Here is a 17,469-nt window from a genome sequence, read left to right as displayed (position 1 = left end):
GTCAGTAACCTGCCTCCTTTGGTTGTCCGTGCTTCGTGATGCGCAGATTAAAGGAGGAAAACACAATGGACTGCATCACAGCAAGGCTCACGGTATTTTTTGAGGAACCCTTTTGGGTGGGTGTGTTTGAGCGTCAGACAGCAGGAAAGCTAACTGCCTGCAAGGTGACGTTCGGCGCCAGCCCAAGTGACGGAGAGGTTTATGCCTATTTCCTGAGAAATTGGCGCACCTTGCGTTTCAGTCCGCCGATCGATGGGCAAACCGTCCGGTATGTACGCAATCCAAAGCGGATGCAGCGTCAGGCTGGGCGAGAGGTTGCCCAGGGAATCGGCACCAAGGCGCAGCAGGCGCTTCAACTGCAGCGTGAGCAGAACAAGCGGGAACGTCTGGAACGCTCGCGGCAGCAAAAAGAGGCCGAGGCCGAACGGCGATTTGCGCTCAAGCAGCAAAAACGCCGGGAAAAGCACAAAGGCCACTGAAGCAAAAAAACCGCTCCCTCGGGAGCGGTTTTTTAGTGAAGAGAGAATAGTGAATAGGTAAGAAGTAACGAAAGACGACACTTATTCCTTCTTCACTCGTACTTTTTCCTTATTTACGGATTCTGCTTGTTGGGTTCCTGCTCGCAGTAGAGGCAGCGATACTTGCCATTTTCACCGAGTACGAAGATGTGATCGATCTCTTCCTCGATGGTGGTGATGCAGCGCGGGTTGCGGCAGCGGATGACGTTCTTGAGCGTCTTGGGCTTAACCAGCTTCTTCTTCTCGACGATCTTGCCGTCGCGGATGATGTCGATGGTGATATCGGGATCGAGGTAGCCCAGAACATCCAGGTCGAGGTCGATCATGGACTCGATCTTGATGATGTCCTTGTGGCCGTGCTTGCCCGAGCGGGCGTTGCGGATGAGTGCGACGCAGCAGTCGAGCTGGTCGAGGCCGGCCAGATGATAGATCTGCATGCCGGTGCCTGCCTTGATATGGTCGATAACGATACCGTTCTGGATGGAATCAATATTCAGCATAAGATGTTAGACCTCCTTGTCAGCCAGACCCAGCAGGGTCATGATGAGCGCCATGCGGACATAGACACCGTTTGCAGCCTGCTCGAAGTAAGCAGCGCGCGGGTCGTCGTCGACCGGCAGAGCGATCTCGTTGACGCGCGGCAGCGGATGCAGGACAGCCATGTCGGGCTTTGCCAGCTTCATCTTGTCAGCGGTCAGGATGTAGGTATCCTTCAAGCGGATGTAATCCTCTTCGTTGAAGAAGCGCTCACGCTGTACGCGGGTCATATAGAGGATATCAAGCTGGGGCATAGCCTCTTCCAGGCTGGTCATCTCAACATATTCGATGTTGTTGGGCTTGAGTGCCTCGGTGATGACGTAATCGGGAACGCGCAGCTCCTCGGGGGAGATGAGGACGAAGCGGATGCCCGGGTAGCGGGAGAGGGACTTGATGAGCGAGTGAACGGTACGGCCGAACTTGAGGTCACCGCACAGACCGATGGTCATGTCGGACAGACGACCCTTGCGGCGGTAGATGGTGAGCAGGTCGGTCAGGGTCTGGGTGGGGTGCTGATGACCGCCGTCACCGGCGTTGATGACCGGGATGGAGGAGTAATGCGCGGCACGTCTGGGAGCGCCTTCCTTGGGATGACGCATTGCGGCGATGTCTGCATAGCTCGAAATAACGCGAATGGTGTCGGCAACCGATTCACCCTTGGAAGCAGAGGACGAATCCGCGCTCGAGAAACCGAGTACCGAACCGCCGAGGTTGAGCATAGCAGCCTCGAAGGACAGGCGGGTACGGGTAGAAGGCTCATAGAACAGGGTAGCCAGCTTCTTGTGTGCGCAGACCTCCTGATACTTGGACGGGTCAGCGACGATGCGGTTTGCGAGCGAGAGCAGGTCTTGCGTCTCCTCTACGGTAAAGTCAAGCGGGTCAATCAAATGACGCATAATATCCTCCTTAAGAATATAATTTTAGGCAAATAAAGCATAAAAACAAGCGGTTTGATTCTTAATAATATGATATTCGGAAGCATCTGACAGAGCAGCGCGGGCAGGAAGGGAAGGGGGCAGGCCCCATCCCTTCCAGGAATGTGTCGGGTACCGGTTAAGATTCGGCATCAATATAGCTGTAAAGGGTATATTTGGAGATGCCGTAGTATTTGGAGATCTTGTCGCCCGATTTTGTGATGAGGAAGGCGCCATTTTTGTTAAGGAACTGAATGGCGCGGATCTTGTCCTCCTTGGTCATCAGAGCGACCGGTTTACCGACCAGGCGTGTGGACTGTTCGATCAGTTCGTCGAGCAGTTCACCGACACTCTGCACGATGCGTTCGGGTTCCTTTTCCTCAGCGGCTTCGGCGGTCGAGAGCAGCGGCTTTAAGCTGCTTTCGAACATGAGAAGACCGGTGATGTCGAGGTTGATGGCCAGGATGTAGCGCAGATGACCGGCCTCGTCCCGCAGGTACATGGTAGAGCTTTTGAGGATCTTGCCGTCCTTGGTGCGGGTGAGGTATCCCAGATGGTCTTCTACTGTATCCCCGTGCTGCAGGGCGTCGAGTACGACATGGGACGGGCCATCGCCGAGCTTACGGCCGGTGACATGGCCGTTTTCGATGGCGACGATGGAGTGCTCGATGTCACAGTCGGCCAGCGAGTGCACCACAACCTCGCAGTTTGTACCGAACTGCAGTGCAAGCCCGTGCGCGATCTGGCGCAGGGCGTCCAGAGAAAGTTCTTGCATCATGGGTATGTCGCTGCCTTTCGTTTGTTGGGATTTTCGGGTTCCGTCTATATTAAAAAAATTATAGCATAAGCGGGCGGGAAATACCATAAAAAGTTTTATGCGCAAAAATATTTTTTTGCAAATCGGTGAAATGGTAAAAAAGAGGGGGATTTGGGCTGTAAAAATGTAGGAAAATCCACCAAAAGTTCGGCATCTTGATTAAATGGCCAAACTGCACAAAAAAGGAGCTAAATATTTTTTATAAAACCAAAAAATTTTTTAGGAAAGTGCATTGACTTTTGCTCGGAAGATGATAAGATGGAAGCATGATAGGCAATGGAAATTCGACAACAATATGCCTGATTTTATGGAAGGTTGGATAGACATGGATCAGATCAAATGGGTTCGTAATGAGATGCCGAAGACCGACGACAAGCAGCTCGCGGTCATGAGTCTGGAGAACGTTGCAAAGGCGCGTGCGTTCCACGAAAGCTTCCCGCAGTACGCAGTCACGCCGCTGGCTGGTCTGTCGGGTATGGCAAAGCATCTGGGTATTTCCGGTGTATATGTCAAGGACGAAAGCTACCGCTTCGGCCTGAACGCATTTAAGGTGCTTGGCGGTTCGTTCGCAATGGCAAACTACATCGCAGAGGAGCTCGGACGTGATGTTTCCGAGATGACTTACGATTATCTGACCAGCCAGAAGCTCAAGGATGAGTTCGGTCAGGCTACTTTCTTTACCGCAACCGACGGCAACCACGGCCGCGGCGTTGCATGGGCTGCCAACAAGCTCGGACAGAAGGCAGTTGTCCTGATGCCCAAGGGCAGCGTTAAGTCGCGCTTTGACAACATCGCAAAGGAAGGCGCGAAGGTTACCATCGAGGAAGTCAACTATGACGAGTGCGTTCGCCGCGCAAATGCGATGGCTGAGAAGACCGAGCACGGCGTTATGGTACAGGATACCGCTTGGGACGGCTACGAGAAGATCCCGGCATGGATCATGGAAGGCTACGGCACCATGGCAAGCGAGGCGGCAGAGCAGCTCAAGAAGGCTGGCGTTGACCGTCCGACCCACATCTTCGTACAGGCTGGTGTAGGTTCTCTGGCTGGTGCGGTACAGGGTTACTTCGCAAACCTGTTCCCGGACAACACCCCGACCACCGTTATCATGGAAGCACAGGCTGCTGATTGCCTGTATCAGGGTGCAAAGGCCGCTGATGGCAAGATCCGTTTTGCAGACGGCGATCTGCAGACCATCATGGCTGGTCTGGCTTGCGGCGAGCCCAATACCATTTCCTGGGACATCCTCAAGAACCACTCTTCGTTCTTTGTATCCTGCCCCGACTGGGTATCTGCAAAGGGCATGCGTATGCTGGGCGCTCCGGTCAAGGGCGATCCGCAGGTCGTTTCCGGCGAGTCCGGTGCGGTCGGCATGGGTCTCTTGGCAACGCTCATGGAGTCGGACGAGTACAAGGAGCTGCGTGAGGCCATCGGTCTGGACGAGAACAGCGTTGTGCTGATGTTCTCCACCGAGGGCGACACCGATCCGGAAAACTACCAGGCAATCGTCTGGGGCGGCGCACACGCAACCAAGTAAACAAGAGGTCATAACAGAAACGTTTTAAAAGATACACCGATTGGATTTTTTAGGAGGTTTATGAACATGGATTTACAGGCAATCAAGCAGGCAGCGGAAGGATATAAGGCCGATATGACGGCATTCCTGCGCGCAATGATCTCCCATCCGAGCGAGAGCTGCGAGGAGAAGGAAGTCGTTATGTGCATCAAGGCTGAGATGGAGAAGCTGGGCTACGACGAAGTAGAGATCGACGGCCTGGGCAACGTCATCGGCTGGATGGGCAAGGGCGACAAGATCATCGCCATTGACTCCCATATTGATACCGTTGGTATCGGCAACATCGACAACTGGACGGCTGACCCGTACAAGGGCTACGAGGACGACGAAGTCATCTATGGCCGCGGCGGTTCCGACCAGGAGGGCGGCATGGCTTCCGCTACCTACGGCGTTAAGATCATGAAGGACATGGGTCTGATTCCGGACGGCTACAAGATCATGGTCGTTGGTTCGGTACAGGAAGAGGACTGCGACGGTATGTGCTGGCAGTACATCGTCAACAAGTTCCTGCCTGCAAAGGGCCTGAAGAAGGAGCAGATCGAGTTCGTTATCTCCACCGAGCCCACCGACGGCGGTATCTACCGTGGTCACCGCGGCCGTATGGAGATCCGCGTAGACGTTAAGGGCGTATCCTGCCATGGTTCGGCTCCGGAGCGCGGCGACAACGCAATCTACAAGATGGCTGACATTCTGCAGGACGTTCGTGCACTGAACGAGAACCCGGCTGACGACTCTGTTGAGATCAAGGGTCTGGTTAAGATGCTCGATCCCAAGTACAACCCCGAGCACTACGAAGACGCTCGTTTCCTGGGCCGTGGTACCTGCACCACTTCTCAGATCTTCTACACCTCCCCGAGCCGCTGCGCAGTTGCAGACTCCTGCTCGATCTCCATCGACCGCCGTATGACCGCTGGCGAGACTTGGGACTCCTGCCTGCAGGAAATCCGTGACCTGCCGCACGTAAAGCAGTACGGCGACGACGTTACTGTTTCCATGTACATGTACGATCGTCCGTCTTGGACCGGCGAGGTTTACGAGACCGAGGCATACTTCCCGACTTGGATCAACAAGGAGAGCGCTGCTCACGTACAGGCTCTGATCGACGCACACAACGCACTGTACGGTGCAGACCGCATCGGTCCCGAGGGCGCAATGCATCTGCGTCATCGCCCGCTGACCGACAAGTGGACCTTCTCCACCAACGGCGTAGCAATTCAGGGCCGCTATGGCATTCCGTGTGTAGGCTTCGGCCCGGGCGCTGAGAGCCAGGCACATGCTCCGAACGAGATCACCTGGAAGCAGGATCTGGTCACCTGTGCTGCTCTGTACGCTGCTGTTCCGTCCTTCTACAAGGAAGAGAACAAGACCGGCGAAGTTGCACAGTTCCGCGCAACCCTGACCGATAACGACATCAAGTAAGAGAAATCTATAATACATAAGATAAAAAGGAGAATATAACTATGGACGCAAAACTGCAGGCTTATATTGACAAGCTCAACGCGCTCAACTTCAAGGAAATGTACGAGAACGACTTCTTCCTGACCTGGGAGAAGACCGACGACGAGATCGAGGCAGTCTTCACCATCGCTGACGCTCTGCGTTACATGCGTGAGAACAACATCTCCACCAAGATTTTTGAGTCCGGCCTGGGCATCAGCCTGTTCCGCGACAACTCCACCCGTACCCGTTTCTCCTTCGCTTCTGCCTGCAACCTGCTGGGTCTGGAAGTACAGGATCTGGACGAGGGCAAGAGCCAGATCGCACACGGCGAGACCGTTCGTGAGACCGCAAACATGATCTCCTTCATGGCAGACGTTATCGGTATCCGCGACGATATGTACATCGGCAAGGGCAACGCTTACATGCACGAGGTATCCGAGGCTGTTCGCGAGGGCCATAAGGACGGCGTTCTGGAGCAGATCCCGACCCTGGTTAACCTCCAGTGCGATATCGACCACCCGACCCAGTGCATGGCTGACATGCTGCACATCATCCACCACTTCGGCGGTGTAGAGAACCTGAAGGGCAAGAAGGTTGCAATGACCTGGGCTTACTCTCCCTCTTACGGCAAGCCGCTGTCCGTTCCGCAGGGCGTTATCGGCCTGATGACCCGTTTCGGCATGGACGTTGTTCTGGCTCATCCGGAAGGCTACGAAGTTATGCCTGAGGTTGAGGAAGTTGCAAAGAAGAACGCTGAGGCAACCGGCGGCACCTTCACCAAGACCAACTCCATGGCAGAGGCATTCAAGGACGCTGATATCGTATATCCGAAGTCCTGGGCTCCGTTTGCTGCAATGGAGAAGCGCACCAACCTGTACGCAGAGGGCGACTCCGAGGGCATCAAGGCACTCGAGAAGGAGCTGCTGGCTCAGAACGCAGAGCATATGGACTGGTGCTGCACGGAAGAGCTGATGAAGACCACCAAGGACGGCAAGGCTCTGTACCTGCACTGCCTGCCGGCAGACATCAACGATGTATCCTGCGAGCATGGTGAGGTAGAGGCTTCTGTATTCGATCGCTACCGTGTACCGCTGTACAAGGAAGCTTCCTTCAAGCCGTACATCATTGCAGCTATGATCTTCCTGTCCAAGTGCAAGGATCCGCAGGCAATGCTCAAGAAGCTGTATGAGCGCAGCGAGGCTCGTCAGCTGAAGACTGAGGACTAATTTCACATTCGGAATCCATGTGAATCACACGGACGGCGGGGCCGAAAACCCCGCCGTTCCCCATTTCGGTCTGGAAAACGCCGAAAAAAACTGAGAAAAAGAGAAAAAAGAGAAAGCAGCATAAAAGGAGACGCCTTATATGGGAAAGAGAATCGTCATTGCGCTTGGCGGCAATGCGCTCGGCAACACGCTGACCGAGCAGATGGCAGCTGTTAAGCACACTGCAAAAGCGATCGTTGACCTGATTGCAGAGGGTCACGAAGTCATCATTTCGCACGGCAACGGCCCGCAGGTCGGCATGATCCACCACGCGGTCAACGAGCTGACCCGCGCAGTTGAGCAGGATTTCCCGATCATTCCGCTGTCGGTCTGCGTTGCGATGAGCCAGAGCTACATCGGTTATGACCTTCAGAACGCACTGCGCGAGGAACTGCTCGACCGCGGTATCCCCAAGCCGTGCGCAACCGTTATCACCCAGGTCGTTGTCGATCCGGAAGACCCGGCATTCCAGAATCCCAGCAAGCCGATCGGACGCTTTATGTCTAAGGAAGAGGCTGAGGCGCTGCGCGATGAGAAGGGCTACGAGATCATGGAAGATGCAGGCCGTGGCTGGCGCCGCGTCGTTGCAAGCCCCAAGCCGCGTGACATCGTCGAGATCGATACCGTCCGCGCGCTGTTCAACGCAGGTCAGGTCGTCATCGCTGGCGGCGGCGGCGGTATCCCGGTTGTACGTCAGGGCAATCACCTTAAGGGTGCAAGCGCAGTTATCGATAAGGACTTCGCAAGCTGCCTGATTGCACAGCAGGTTGACGCCGATGTGCTCATCATCCTGACCGCAGTCGAGAAGTGCGCAATCAACTTCGGTAAGCCCGATCAGAAGTGGCTGGATAACATCACTACCGACGAGGCAAGACAGTACTGCAAGGAAGGCCAGTTTGCACCGGGTTCCATGCTGCCTAAGGTTGAGGCTGCGATCAAGTTCGCAGAGTCCGCTCCTGGCCGTAAGGCACTGATCACGCTGCTCGAGAAGGCACGTGATGGCATCGACGGTAAGACCGGTACGGTCATCACCGTCGGCCACTAAGAGAAAAGGGAAACACAGAAAGTTTCGCCAGCCTTTTCAAAGGCTGCGGGTTCTCAGGGCAGCGCCCTGAGTCGCCATCCGGAGATGGCGAAATCCCCTTTTGATTCCGGTCAAAGACCGGAATCAACGAAACTCGCGTTTCAAGCGCGTCCGCAGACGCGCAACTCTCCTGAATTCCCGGCATCCGCTCCGGGAATCCACCAAAACATCAACACAAAAGGTCATGTCCGATCGGACATGACCTTCTTTTTTATTATTGGAATTAACTTAACAAATACGGATTTCTCGGCCGCTCAATGTCGGGCGCACAGGTGTTGAGCCGATAGGGACAAAATACATGATCGACATCAGCCATGCGCTCGACCAGCGCGTGTACACCGTGCGCGAGCTTGAACTCCATTTCCTCCCGATACAGCGGGATGAGCTGCAAAAATCCAACCTTCTGCCCGTCGGCTAACGTGCATACCGTCGCACCGGTGGGCGCATCCTGCGGGCCGAGCAGTAACAGACCGGACTGCTGGGTGTTGGCTGCAAACGGCTCGTAGCCGTCGGTCGCGAGAGAGTGCCCAAACCCCAACCATCCGTTATCCTGAAACGGCAGACGGGATAGAATCCAGAGCCAGCGCTGCGGCCAAAACCAAATTTCATCCATGCTGTCCACATTCCAGTCCCTCGGCAGCGTAATGGTCAGCTCTAACCGCTCAGGCGAACGGTGAAGCTGCTCGGGCGGCAGATTCATCGGACAGGCACCCATGCCCAGTGTCGTGATTTGCCAGTAATCCCGCTCGGGGGTCGGTGCACACAGACATAAATCAACATGCAGGTCACGCGCGGACGGACTGGGAATGACCTTGGTGATTGGCCCGAAGTATTGCTCGATGTGCGTGCGTACCGCGGCAAGATCGGGGGCAGGGTAGCGGATGGGCGGCAGCCGGTGGCGGCGGTTGGCGTGCTGATCGAAGCTGTGCTTGCCGATTGTCTTGTTGGCCATGGTCTGTATCGGCTTTTGGTTGGTGTCCAGCTGACACAGCACCAGATATTCCCGTGCATCCGCGTCATCTGGCCGCAAATCCAGCACATGTGCGAAGTATGCCGCCGCTTTGGCGCGTTGGTTGCTGTAATAATACGCATATCCCACCCGAAAATGCCAGTTCGGGTCGGCTTGGCCTTCGTTTTTGGTGGCAAGCAGCAGCGTGAGCGCACGCTCGTACTGCCCGAGGTTGTTGTATGCCCGCGCAAGCTGTCCGGTCAGCTCGTAGCCGCGCTCGGTCGGGTCGATCGCTTCAATGGCCTCTACAATCTTCTGATATTGGCCTTGCACATGCCATTGCTCTAATTGCTCCATTGATGTACGCTTCATGTCAAAGCCTCCCTTTTCGACGGTCAAAAGCTTTGCACTCATTTTATCACGCTTACAAGAAGTTGTCACCGATTTGTGATTGACAAGTTAGAAAAAAATGGTATGATGAAGATACCAAATATATCGAGACTCGATATAACGAGACTCGATAGAGTTAGGAGGTGGCCGATGTGGCACAGATCCCTATGACCGAGTCCATGTACTATCTGCTGCTGGCCCTGCTGCATCCCGGTCACGGATATCGACTCATGCAGGAGATCCGCGAAGTTTCGGGCGGACGGGTGCAGATGGGACCGGGAACGCTGTACGGACTGCTTGGCCGTATGTCGGATGATGGACTCATCGTCGTGCGCGAGCAGGTGGGCACGCGAAAGGTGTACGCCATTACCGAACAGGGAAAACAGGCATTACAGGAAGAGTATGAGCGGCTATGCCGCATGACACAGGATATCCAGCCGTTCTTAGGGGAAGGAGGCAAGCTGTTATGAGAGCCATCCGTATGATTTCCACTGAAATTTATGAGCCGCGCGGGACCGAAGCGTACTTGGAAGAGATGGGGCGCAAGGGATACCATCTGGACGCAGCCGGTAAGCTCCTGTTTTACTTCAAGCGCACTGAACCACAGGATATGCGTTATCGTGTGGAGTACTGGCAGGATGAGCTGCCGGATGAGCTGATCGCGCAGTATAAGGACTGCGGTTGGGAGTACGTCGCAGAGACTCAGCGCCACGTCTATATTTTCCGCGCACCGTCTGGCACACCGCTGCCCGAACCATACGACTGGGAGCAGCGCCGTGACCAGTATCGCCGGTATATGCGCACGGCAGTATGGCTCAATGTGATACTGGCCGTCATTGTGCTTGCCGTTATCATCGGACTATGTATATGGGCTGGCGTAGAGGCTTATTTTGACCCGAAAGGCAGCTGGTGGCTGACCATTACCACGGCCGCTCTGATTCTTGCATGCGTCTACACTGTTTTTCAGGTCGTTCACGCAAGACGGTACTGGAAAAGCATGGGAAAAGCCGAGCATACCAGAAGTCGCCGCTTGTACCGCGTGGGATGTTGGCTTGCGGTTTTGGGTGTCGTGGTGTATTTGGGCGCACTGGGCGCACAGTTTGCAAATTTGTTCCGGCAATCGGTTCATGACCCGGCAAATTTTGTCCCACTCACACAGATGAGTGAACAGCTGGACGCAAAAGATTTGCCCTACTTTACACTGGAAGACCTCGGCAGACCGGATGGGGAGACCTGGGAGCAGATGAGCGGTGTGTACCCACACCAGCCGCTTACCCGTACGCAATATAGCTGGTATACCATGACGCCCTATGCCGATAAGGAACAGCGGCTCAGGCTGGACTATTATGAGGTATCGTTGCCGCTGCTCGACCGTGCGCTGCTGGCATCCATCCGGTCGGATTATATGGAACGGACCGAGACCGACCGTTTTGATACCCTGTACCGCGATGCGGAAGAAAACTATCTGCGTATGACGGCACGACTGGGACGGAAAGTTGTTGACATGAGTTATACCGGAAACAACCCGGATAAGGCGGAAGCACTGTTTTACGAGACCTTTGGACGCTGACCGATAAGGGGGCGAAGATCATGTTGACCAAACGAATCATTTCCAATGAGATTTACGATCCGTGCGGCGCGGAAACCTACTTTGAGGAGATGGAGCGCAAGGGCTTGCGCCTAAAATACGCAGGCTGGCGGCTGCTCACGTTTGAGAAGGGCGAGCCGCGCGAGATGCGTTATCGCATTGCGTATTGGAAAGACGAGCTGCCCGAAGATTTGGTTACGCTGTATGCGGACTGCGGCTGGGAGTACGTCACGATGGTCAAATGCAGCGCCCATGTCTTCCGCGCACCGGCCAGCACCGACATACCCGAACTGCATACCGACGGCGAGATCGAAGCCCAACACTATCGGTGCATTCGCCGCACCATGATTGGCACTGCACTGATGAATATTTTGCTGCTGGCATTCGCATTCGGAGCACTATGGCGAATGATTGGCATCCTGTTTATGCCCCGATACCGGTGGATGTTGGTAGAAATGATGATGCTGGTACTGCTGACCGGGTACAGCGTATTTCAGTTGTTCCGTGCGTGGCAGTATTGGAAAAATCTGCGCCGGGGCAGAACCAAACGACGCAGCAGCACCACGTACCGCGTAGGCAGCTGGATGGAATGTGCGGCTTGGCTGATTGTCATTGGTGCACAGGTCATCAATCTGGCGGGAATTGTACGCTACAAACCGGAAAATCAGGTGTGGGTACCAACCACACAAATGGCCGCACAGGTGGATGCATACGACCTGCCTTATTTTACCTTGCAGGATATCGAGCCGGACTGTGCAGCCGATGGGCAGAGCACGGGCGATATTTATACGCATGAACCGCTCAGTCGCGTGCTGTATCTCTGGGAGAGTGATGCACCGGACGGCGCACGACTGGAGTTATCTTACTATGACGCTCGGATTCCGGTCACGGCACCGGCACTGGCAAAATCAATTCGTGTGGACGAGTCCAAGCCCGTCCAGACCGACGCGTTTGATGCCCTGTATCGTTACCAGAGAACCGAGACACTCTTTCTGACTGCACGTCAGGGACGGGTGGTTGTGGATATGACATACTGGGGAGAGCGCCCGGATAAGGCCGAAGCTTTATTTTACGAGACCTTTGGACGCTGACCGAGAGGGGAGAGCGAACATGTTGATTCGAAAACTGATTTCAACCGAAATATGGGAACCACGTGGTCTGGAAACCTATCTGACAGAGATGGAAGCCGACGGCTTGCGTCTTACCAAGGCGACTGGTTGGTTTCTGTATTTTGAGCAAGCAGAGCCGCGGCGCATGCGCTATCGCGTGGAGTACATCCGGCATCCGGACGAGGAACTGCTGGCACTGTACGACGATTGTGGTTGGGAGTATGTGACCGAGACCAACCGAGAAGTGCAGATTTTCCGTGCACCCGAGGATACGGATATCCCGGAAATTCATACCGATGCCGAGAGCGAGGCCAATATGTACCGGCATGTGAAGCAAGCGGCGCGGAACTCCTTTTTGATGGCGGCGCTATTGTCCATATTTTTGGGATGGATGCTGGACTGGTTCGGCCTGGAGGCCATGTCTATGCCCGATCTCGCGTGGCGCGTGGTGGGTTTCACCGTGCTGACCGTGCTTGTCGTTTGCGGTGCAGTCGTGCGCTATGAGTCGACCTGCCGGTATCTGCGCATGCTGGGGCGCGGAGAGAAAGCCCCGGCCAGCAGCCGCCGGTATCGACTGGGCATCCGCGCACAGTATCTTGTCTTTGCCAGTTTTATTTTGTACTGCATTCTTGTATTGCAGCCGCTGGTGCAGTCGTTTATAGACCTCGCGTCCTATTTATAAGATACCTGCTGCCGAGCGGGCTTTGACACCTTGAAAAAGAGGGGATGACAGATGAAACGAACCATACGGCCGCTGTATTTTGACAGCATTCGACCCGGTGCACTGGAAGGGTATCTGGAGTACATGGCCCAGCGCGGCTGGCGGCTGCGCAAAATCTGCTGCGGCTTTGGACTGTTTGACGCGGCAGCGCCGCAAAATACCCGTTACCGGGTGGAGAACGTGCAGAGTGAGCAGGAAGAGATTGACGACCTGACTTATATGCAGAAAGACTTCTATCAGGAATGCGGCTGGGAGTACTTGCACTGCATGGGAGCAGGGCAGTACCTGTTTCGTGCGGACGACCCGGACGTACCCGAATTTCATACCGATCACGAGATTGAGGCCGACACCTATCGGGAGCTGCTGCGGCGGGAAAAACGCTGGCTACGCATCAATACGGTGATTATGGTTGCGTGGCTAGCGATGATTCTAGCCATTATGGGCTATGAATGCAATCGCTATGGCTTTTGGGGCAGTTGGATTCGACTGGCACAGGGACGCGTGAGTGCGACATTATGGATCTTGACCTTTGCAATCTGCCTGATTCAACTCATTCTGCGCGGCAGGCGAATTGCACGCCTGAGTCGTCTGATTGCGGACGGCCGGCTGGAACAGGAGCGAGCGGGATGGCGTGCGCCGCGCCGGCGCCGGATTGCTGGCGTGACAGCGTGGTGGCTGTGCGTGATTTTGCTGTTTGGCGGCATCTGGTGGATGGATGAAAATTCCGAACGCCTTGTGCGAGAGTCTGGTCTTCCCATTGTGTACCTGGCTGAAATTGAAGGGCAGGAGGAAGATACATCCGAATGGGTATACTTTCCGATTGGCTTTACCCGTCGGTATTATAATCAGCGTGAGACCATCGTACGGGGAGAAGATGAGTTGGATATCCTGCTGGCGGTGGAATACTACGAACTGTATGACTGGATGCCCGCCGAAGCGGTCACCGAAGCGATTGCAGATCAGACCATCGGTCTGAAAGCCGATGAGGATGCGCAGGAAAATCCGCAGTTCGACCAGTTCTATTGTGACCGGATGGGAGAGAGCGACTATGTCGCGCTGACCGCGCGCCGGGGCAATCGGGTGATGAGCCTGCTATGTATCGGCGGCGACCGTGAGCGTGCCATTGATCTGGTCACGGTGCGCCTGAACAAGGAGTGAAAATTTCTGGACATAAGGCGGTTTTTGTCCCTTTGCACGCGCCTCGTTTCGCGGTACAATAAGGAAAAGACTACAAACAGAGAGGAGCGGGCGAGATGCAGAATCTGTCGGTCAAACGCATGCTGGCGCTGTCGGTTGTCGGACGTGCCATCCGGGAAATCGAAACCGATCCCAAGCGCGGCTTGCGCCGGATGATCGATCTGGGACGTGATATGTCACACAGCGACACCCGTCAGATGATTTTTTCTCTGGTACAGGATATGCTCAAAAAGCCGGACAGTCCCTGTTATGATCTGCTGTCCCGTGCGGTGCGTGAAATCGACCGCCAGACTTTGCAGAAGTTCAGCGTTGCACTGGGTTGGGATTGCTGGACGGCGGGCGTGCAGACGCTGCGCGCAAATGAAGAACCCCTTCTGTGGGCCATGCGCTTGACGCTGGACGGCTCGGACGATCTGCGGGCCCTGCGGGAACAATGGAAAGCCATGCGGCGCAAGGGTGTGCGCATGCTGATTGGAGACGTCAAGAACCTGGCTGGATTCCAGCAGGCGCTGGTGCTGACGATTGGGGTCAGCGACGGTGCGTTCCTGTTTTATGTGCCGCCCGGATTGCTCACACCCGCGGTCGTCCCGGCACTGGCCGACTGCAATACGCTTGCCATCGCGGTCGAGGACGGAATGCCCAAAACACAGACCGCGCTGGACTTGCTGCGGCAGCATAAGTGCCTGTACGGTGTGTACCGTCGCTGTCCGTTGGATGAAACGGTGAGCCATGCGCGTGCGTGGCTGGATGGACTGACCGACGCACACGGCTATTTTGCCATCTTACGGGAAGAGCACTGTTCGCAGGCAGAGGAAATTGCAGAGATGATCGGTCACATGCGTATGGATCAGCAATTCCGATTGATTCCGATTGCGGCGCAGGCTGATTTCCAGATGATTCAGCAAAAGATTTTTTTCTGAGCATACAAAAAGGCCACTCTGGTTGGAGTGGCCTGATTTTTTTGCCCAAATCAGTGATTTTCGGTTGGTGCAGACAGATTGCCTGTATCGGGCGCGGCTGCATCGAAATCGAGCAGAATCCGGCGGGACAGATCGATCAAAAGCTGCTTTAAGTTGGACAGATACTGCTCGGGCGGCATGGTGTCCGAGTGACTGAGCCAGCGCACGAGCGAAGCCAGAAAGGCATCGGTCAGGAAAATCTGGGAAAACTCGGAATCATTTTCGTTGTGCAGTACCATGGTCAGAAAACTCTGGATAAACGGCTCCATGACCTCAGAAAAGTACTCGCGAAAGGAATTTTGACCGTAAATGTTCATGGCATTGCGGTAAAAGACCCGTTCCCGGTAAAAATACGCACAGATATCCTCGAGAAACTCCCATGCGTTCTGATAATCGTCGGTTTGGACTTCATTGATGAATTCTGAGTAAAAAATCCAGTTTACCAGATCGTACTTGTCTTTAAAATGATAATAGAAGCTCTTGCGGCTCATGCCGCAGGCCGTGCAGATATCGCCGACGCTGATCTTGGCAAACGGCGTGCGGGACATCAGTGTCTTGAGCGCCTGCGCCAGCGCACGCTTGGTGATGTTGGAATCGGGCAAGGGTCGGCCTCCTTTCGCTGTCCTGCGTGGGTAAATTCCGGTCAGGACTATTATACGATAAGGAAGGGCACTTTTGCAATCAAATGTTCCAGTCAGACAGTCGATTCATAACGCCCGACATGACGGCAACGCCTGACGCACCGGCGGCCAGGCAGTCGGGCGCGTTCTGCGGGGTGATACCGCCGATGGCATAGACCGGGACGGACACTGCATCGCAGACTGCACGCAGAAAATCCAGACCGCGTGCCGGGACACCTTTTTTGCAGTCGGTCAGAAAGACATGACCGGCGGTCAGATAGGTTGCACCCAGCTGAACCGCCTCTTTTGCCTCGTCTGTGCTGTGCACCGATACCCCGACCGTCTCGAATCCCTGTGCCGCCTGTGGGTGTTCGCGCAGATAGGGCAGGGGCAGATGAATGCGTGGACAGCCCAACGCACGAGCGACCGCGTCAAAGCGGTGCAGCATGCACGGGACACCGTGCGCGTCGCAGATGCGCAGCACATCACCTGCCAATACACGATAGGCACTTTCGTCCAAATCCTTTTCGCGCAGGACAAGACCTGCCGGATGCGCAGCGGCAATGCGCTCGATCTGGGTCAGGAAATCACCCTGACATAGTTTGCGGCTCGTGACCGCGAGCACACGATCAAACATAGACATAATCGGTAAAGACCGGCTGCAAGCCGCGACCGCGAATCATGTTGCGCACCTCGTCGACCGAGCGCGGGTCGGAAATCTCGAACTGCTCGTCGCCCTTGGCTTCCTCCTCGTGACCGCCGACGCCAACCTTGACACCGGCAGAAATCTTGGTTGCCGCCATGCCGATGATGTGATCGCGGAATCCGGCACGCTCGCGGGTGGAGATGGTGATACCAGCGCAGGGCATGAACAGACGGTAGGCGAGCAGTACCTGTAAGAGCTGGGTCTCGTGTACATCGTGCGGGTTGACGGTGGCGTCGTTGATGATCGGACGCAGACGCGGGCAGGAGAAGGAGATTTCCGCGTGCGGATACCGGCGCTGGATGTAGTAGGCGTGCAGACCGGTGGCGAGTGCGTCTTTTCGGAAGTCATCCAGACCGAGCAGTGCACCAAAGCCAACGCCGCGCATACCGCCCATGAGAGCGCGTTCCTGTGCGTTGAAGCGGTAGGGGAAAGAGCGCTTGGGACCGGACAGGTGCTGTGTCTCGTACTTGTCCGGGTTGTAGGTCTCCTGATAGACCGATACAAAGTCTGCGCCGCACTGCTGCAAATAGCGGTACTCGTCCGAGTTGAGCGGATAAATCTCGATGCCGATGGTGGAGAAGTAGCGGCGGGCGATCTTGACCGCCTCGCCAATGTAGTCGACCGGCGACATGCCGCGTGATTCACCGGTCAGCAGCAAAATCTCTTTTAAACCGGTGTTTGCGATGGCCTGCATTTCGCGTTCGATCTCTTCTAGGGTCAGTTTGCCGCGGTGAATGCGGTTTTTGCAGTTGAATCCGCAGTACACACACTCATTTTCACAGTAATTTGCAATGTAGAGCGGGGTGAACATGCAGATGGTATTGCCGAAGCGGGCGCGAGTCTCCTGTGTCGCACGTGCAGCCATTTCCTCGAGGAAGGGCTGCGCGGCAGGGGAGAGCAGGACGGCGAAAGCTGCCGGATCGATGACGCGCTGGCTGAGTGCTGCGCGCACGTCCTGTGCCGTGTATTGGTTGTAGTCGTAGGTGCGGACGGCGGACAGCACCTCGTCCATCACCGGAGAGTCGATCTGCTCCATATCGGGCAGATAGGACATGTGGTCAAAAACTTTTCTCATCGTC

At 55.4% G+C, this 17,469-nt stretch carries 18 protein-coding genes; 11 read left to right on the top strand and 7 right to left on the bottom strand.

Features of this window, described 5'->3' with window-relative positions; translation table 11 throughout:
* The first annotated feature begins 65 nt into the window (after positions 1–65).
* Positions 66–479 carry a YjdF family protein gene (locus B5F17_RS09390; protein ID WP_087373346.1) on the top strand — a complete coding sequence of 138 codons (414 nt, stop codon included), beginning with the start codon at positions 66–68 and terminating at the stop codon, positions 477–479.
* A gap of 113 nt (positions 480–592) precedes the next feature.
* On the opposite strand, the gene B5F17_RS09385 is transcribed toward B5F17_RS09390, so the two are convergent.
* The 3 genes from B5F17_RS09385 to B5F17_RS09375 form a co-directional block, all read right to left on the bottom strand.
* A complete protein-coding gene (locus B5F17_RS09385) occupies positions 593–1,018 on the bottom strand; it encodes an aspartate carbamoyltransferase regulatory subunit (RefSeq protein ID WP_087373344.1) in 426 nt (141 codons plus the stop codon).
* A 6-nt stretch (positions 1,019–1,024) separates the two neighbouring features.
* Positions 1,025–1,951, bottom strand: coding sequence for an aspartate carbamoyltransferase (gene pyrB / locus B5F17_RS09380; protein ID WP_087373342.1), 927 nt, complete (start codon positions 1,949–1,951; stop codon positions 1,025–1,027).
* A 157-nt stretch (positions 1,952–2,108) separates the two neighbouring features.
* Complete coding sequence (locus B5F17_RS09375; protein WP_016147123.1) at positions 2,109–2,747, bottom strand: helix-turn-helix transcriptional regulator; 639 nt, start codon at positions 2,745–2,747, stop codon at positions 2,109–2,111.
* 364 nt (positions 2,748–3,111) lie between these two features.
* Between B5F17_RS09375 and dpaL the strand changes: the two genes are divergently transcribed.
* From dpaL to arcC, 4 genes are all read left to right on the top strand, one after another.
* Entirely contained in the window at positions 3,112–4,323 is a 1,212-nt protein-coding gene (gene dpaL, locus B5F17_RS09370) for a diaminopropionate ammonia-lyase (protein WP_087373340.1), read from the top strand.
* Between the two features lie 66 nt (positions 4,324–4,389).
* Entirely contained in the window at positions 4,390–5,781 is a 1,392-nt protein-coding gene (locus B5F17_RS09365; RefSeq protein ID WP_016147121.1) for a YgeY family selenium metabolism-linked hydrolase, read from the top strand.
* 41 nt (positions 5,782–5,822) lie between these two features.
* A complete protein-coding gene (gene ygeW / locus B5F17_RS09360) occupies positions 5,823–7,028 on the top strand; it encodes a knotted carbamoyltransferase YgeW (RefSeq protein WP_016147120.1) in 1,206 nt (401 codons plus the stop codon).
* Between the two features lie 139 nt (positions 7,029–7,167).
* Positions 7,168–8,112 carry a carbamate kinase gene (gene arcC / locus B5F17_RS09355; RefSeq protein WP_016147119.1) on the top strand — a complete coding sequence of 315 codons (945 nt, stop codon included), beginning with the start codon at positions 7,168–7,170 and terminating at the stop codon, positions 8,110–8,112.
* 262 nt (positions 8,113–8,374) lie between these two features.
* Here the strand turns inward: arcC and B5F17_RS09350 are convergent, their stop codons facing one another.
* A complete protein-coding gene (locus tag B5F17_RS09350; RefSeq protein WP_162608142.1) occupies positions 8,375–9,472 on the bottom strand; it encodes a suppressor of fused domain protein in 1,098 nt (365 codons plus the stop codon).
* A 170-nt stretch (positions 9,473–9,642) separates the two neighbouring features.
* Between B5F17_RS09350 and B5F17_RS09345 the strand changes: the two genes are divergently transcribed.
* From B5F17_RS09345 to B5F17_RS09320, 6 genes are all read left to right on the top strand, one after another.
* Positions 9,643–9,960 carry a PadR family transcriptional regulator gene (locus B5F17_RS09345; protein WP_016147117.1) on the top strand — a complete coding sequence of 106 codons (318 nt, stop codon included), beginning with the start codon at positions 9,643–9,645 and terminating at the stop codon, positions 9,958–9,960.
* Positions 9,957–11,060, top strand: a complete 1,104-nt coding sequence (locus B5F17_RS09340; protein ID WP_162608141.1) for a DUF2812 domain-containing protein — start codon at positions 9,957–9,959, stop codon at positions 11,058–11,060. Before B5F17_RS09345 ends, B5F17_RS09340 begins: the two co-directional genes overlap by 4 nt.
* 20 nt (positions 11,061–11,080) lie before the next feature.
* A complete protein-coding gene (locus tag B5F17_RS09335; RefSeq protein ID WP_087373333.1) occupies positions 11,081–12,169 on the top strand; it encodes a DUF2812 domain-containing protein in 1,089 nt (362 codons plus the stop codon).
* Positions 12,170–12,188: 19 nt separating this feature from the next.
* Entirely contained in the window at positions 12,189–12,869 is a 681-nt protein-coding gene (locus tag B5F17_RS09330; RefSeq protein WP_087373331.1) for a DUF2812 domain-containing protein, read from the top strand.
* Between the two features lie 51 nt (positions 12,870–12,920).
* Positions 12,921–14,066, top strand: a complete 1,146-nt coding sequence (locus B5F17_RS09325) for a DUF2812 domain-containing protein (RefSeq protein WP_087373329.1) — start codon at positions 12,921–12,923, stop codon at positions 14,064–14,066.
* Positions 14,067–14,161: 95 nt separating this feature from the next.
* Complete coding sequence (locus B5F17_RS09320; protein ID WP_087373328.1) at positions 14,162–15,025, top strand: hypothetical protein; 864 nt, start codon at positions 14,162–14,164, stop codon at positions 15,023–15,025.
* A gap of 50 nt (positions 15,026–15,075) precedes the next feature.
* Here B5F17_RS09320 and B5F17_RS09315 read toward each other — a convergent pair whose 3' ends face one another.
* The 3 genes from B5F17_RS09315 to thiH all read right to left on the bottom strand — a co-directional run bounded on the left by B5F17_RS09315 (position 15,076) and on the right by thiH (position 17,465).
* Positions 15,076–15,666, bottom strand: a complete 591-nt coding sequence (locus B5F17_RS09315; RefSeq protein ID WP_016147111.1) for a TetR/AcrR family transcriptional regulator C-terminal domain-containing protein — start codon at positions 15,664–15,666, stop codon at positions 15,076–15,078.
* Between the two features lie 79 nt (positions 15,667–15,745).
* Entirely contained in the window at positions 15,746–16,327 is a 582-nt protein-coding gene (locus tag B5F17_RS09310; RefSeq protein WP_087373326.1) for a thiamine phosphate synthase, read from the bottom strand.
* Positions 16,314–17,465 carry a 2-iminoacetate synthase ThiH gene (gene thiH / locus B5F17_RS09305; RefSeq protein ID WP_087373324.1) on the bottom strand — a complete coding sequence of 384 codons (1,152 nt, stop codon included), beginning with the start codon at positions 17,463–17,465 and terminating at the stop codon, positions 16,314–16,316. The genes B5F17_RS09310 and thiH overlap by 14 nt, the downstream gene beginning before the upstream one ends.
* Positions 17,466–17,469 lie beyond the last annotated feature (4 nt).

Origin of the sequence: Butyricicoccus pullicaecorum (genome assembly GCF_002160355.1) — a bacterium.
Taxonomy (GTDB): domain Bacteria; phylum Bacillota; class Clostridia; order Oscillospirales; family Butyricicoccaceae; genus Butyricicoccus; species Butyricicoccus pullicaecorum.
The sequence above is the reverse complement of the archived record's forward strand: the minus strand, read 5'-3'. Positions and strand labels throughout refer to the sequence as shown.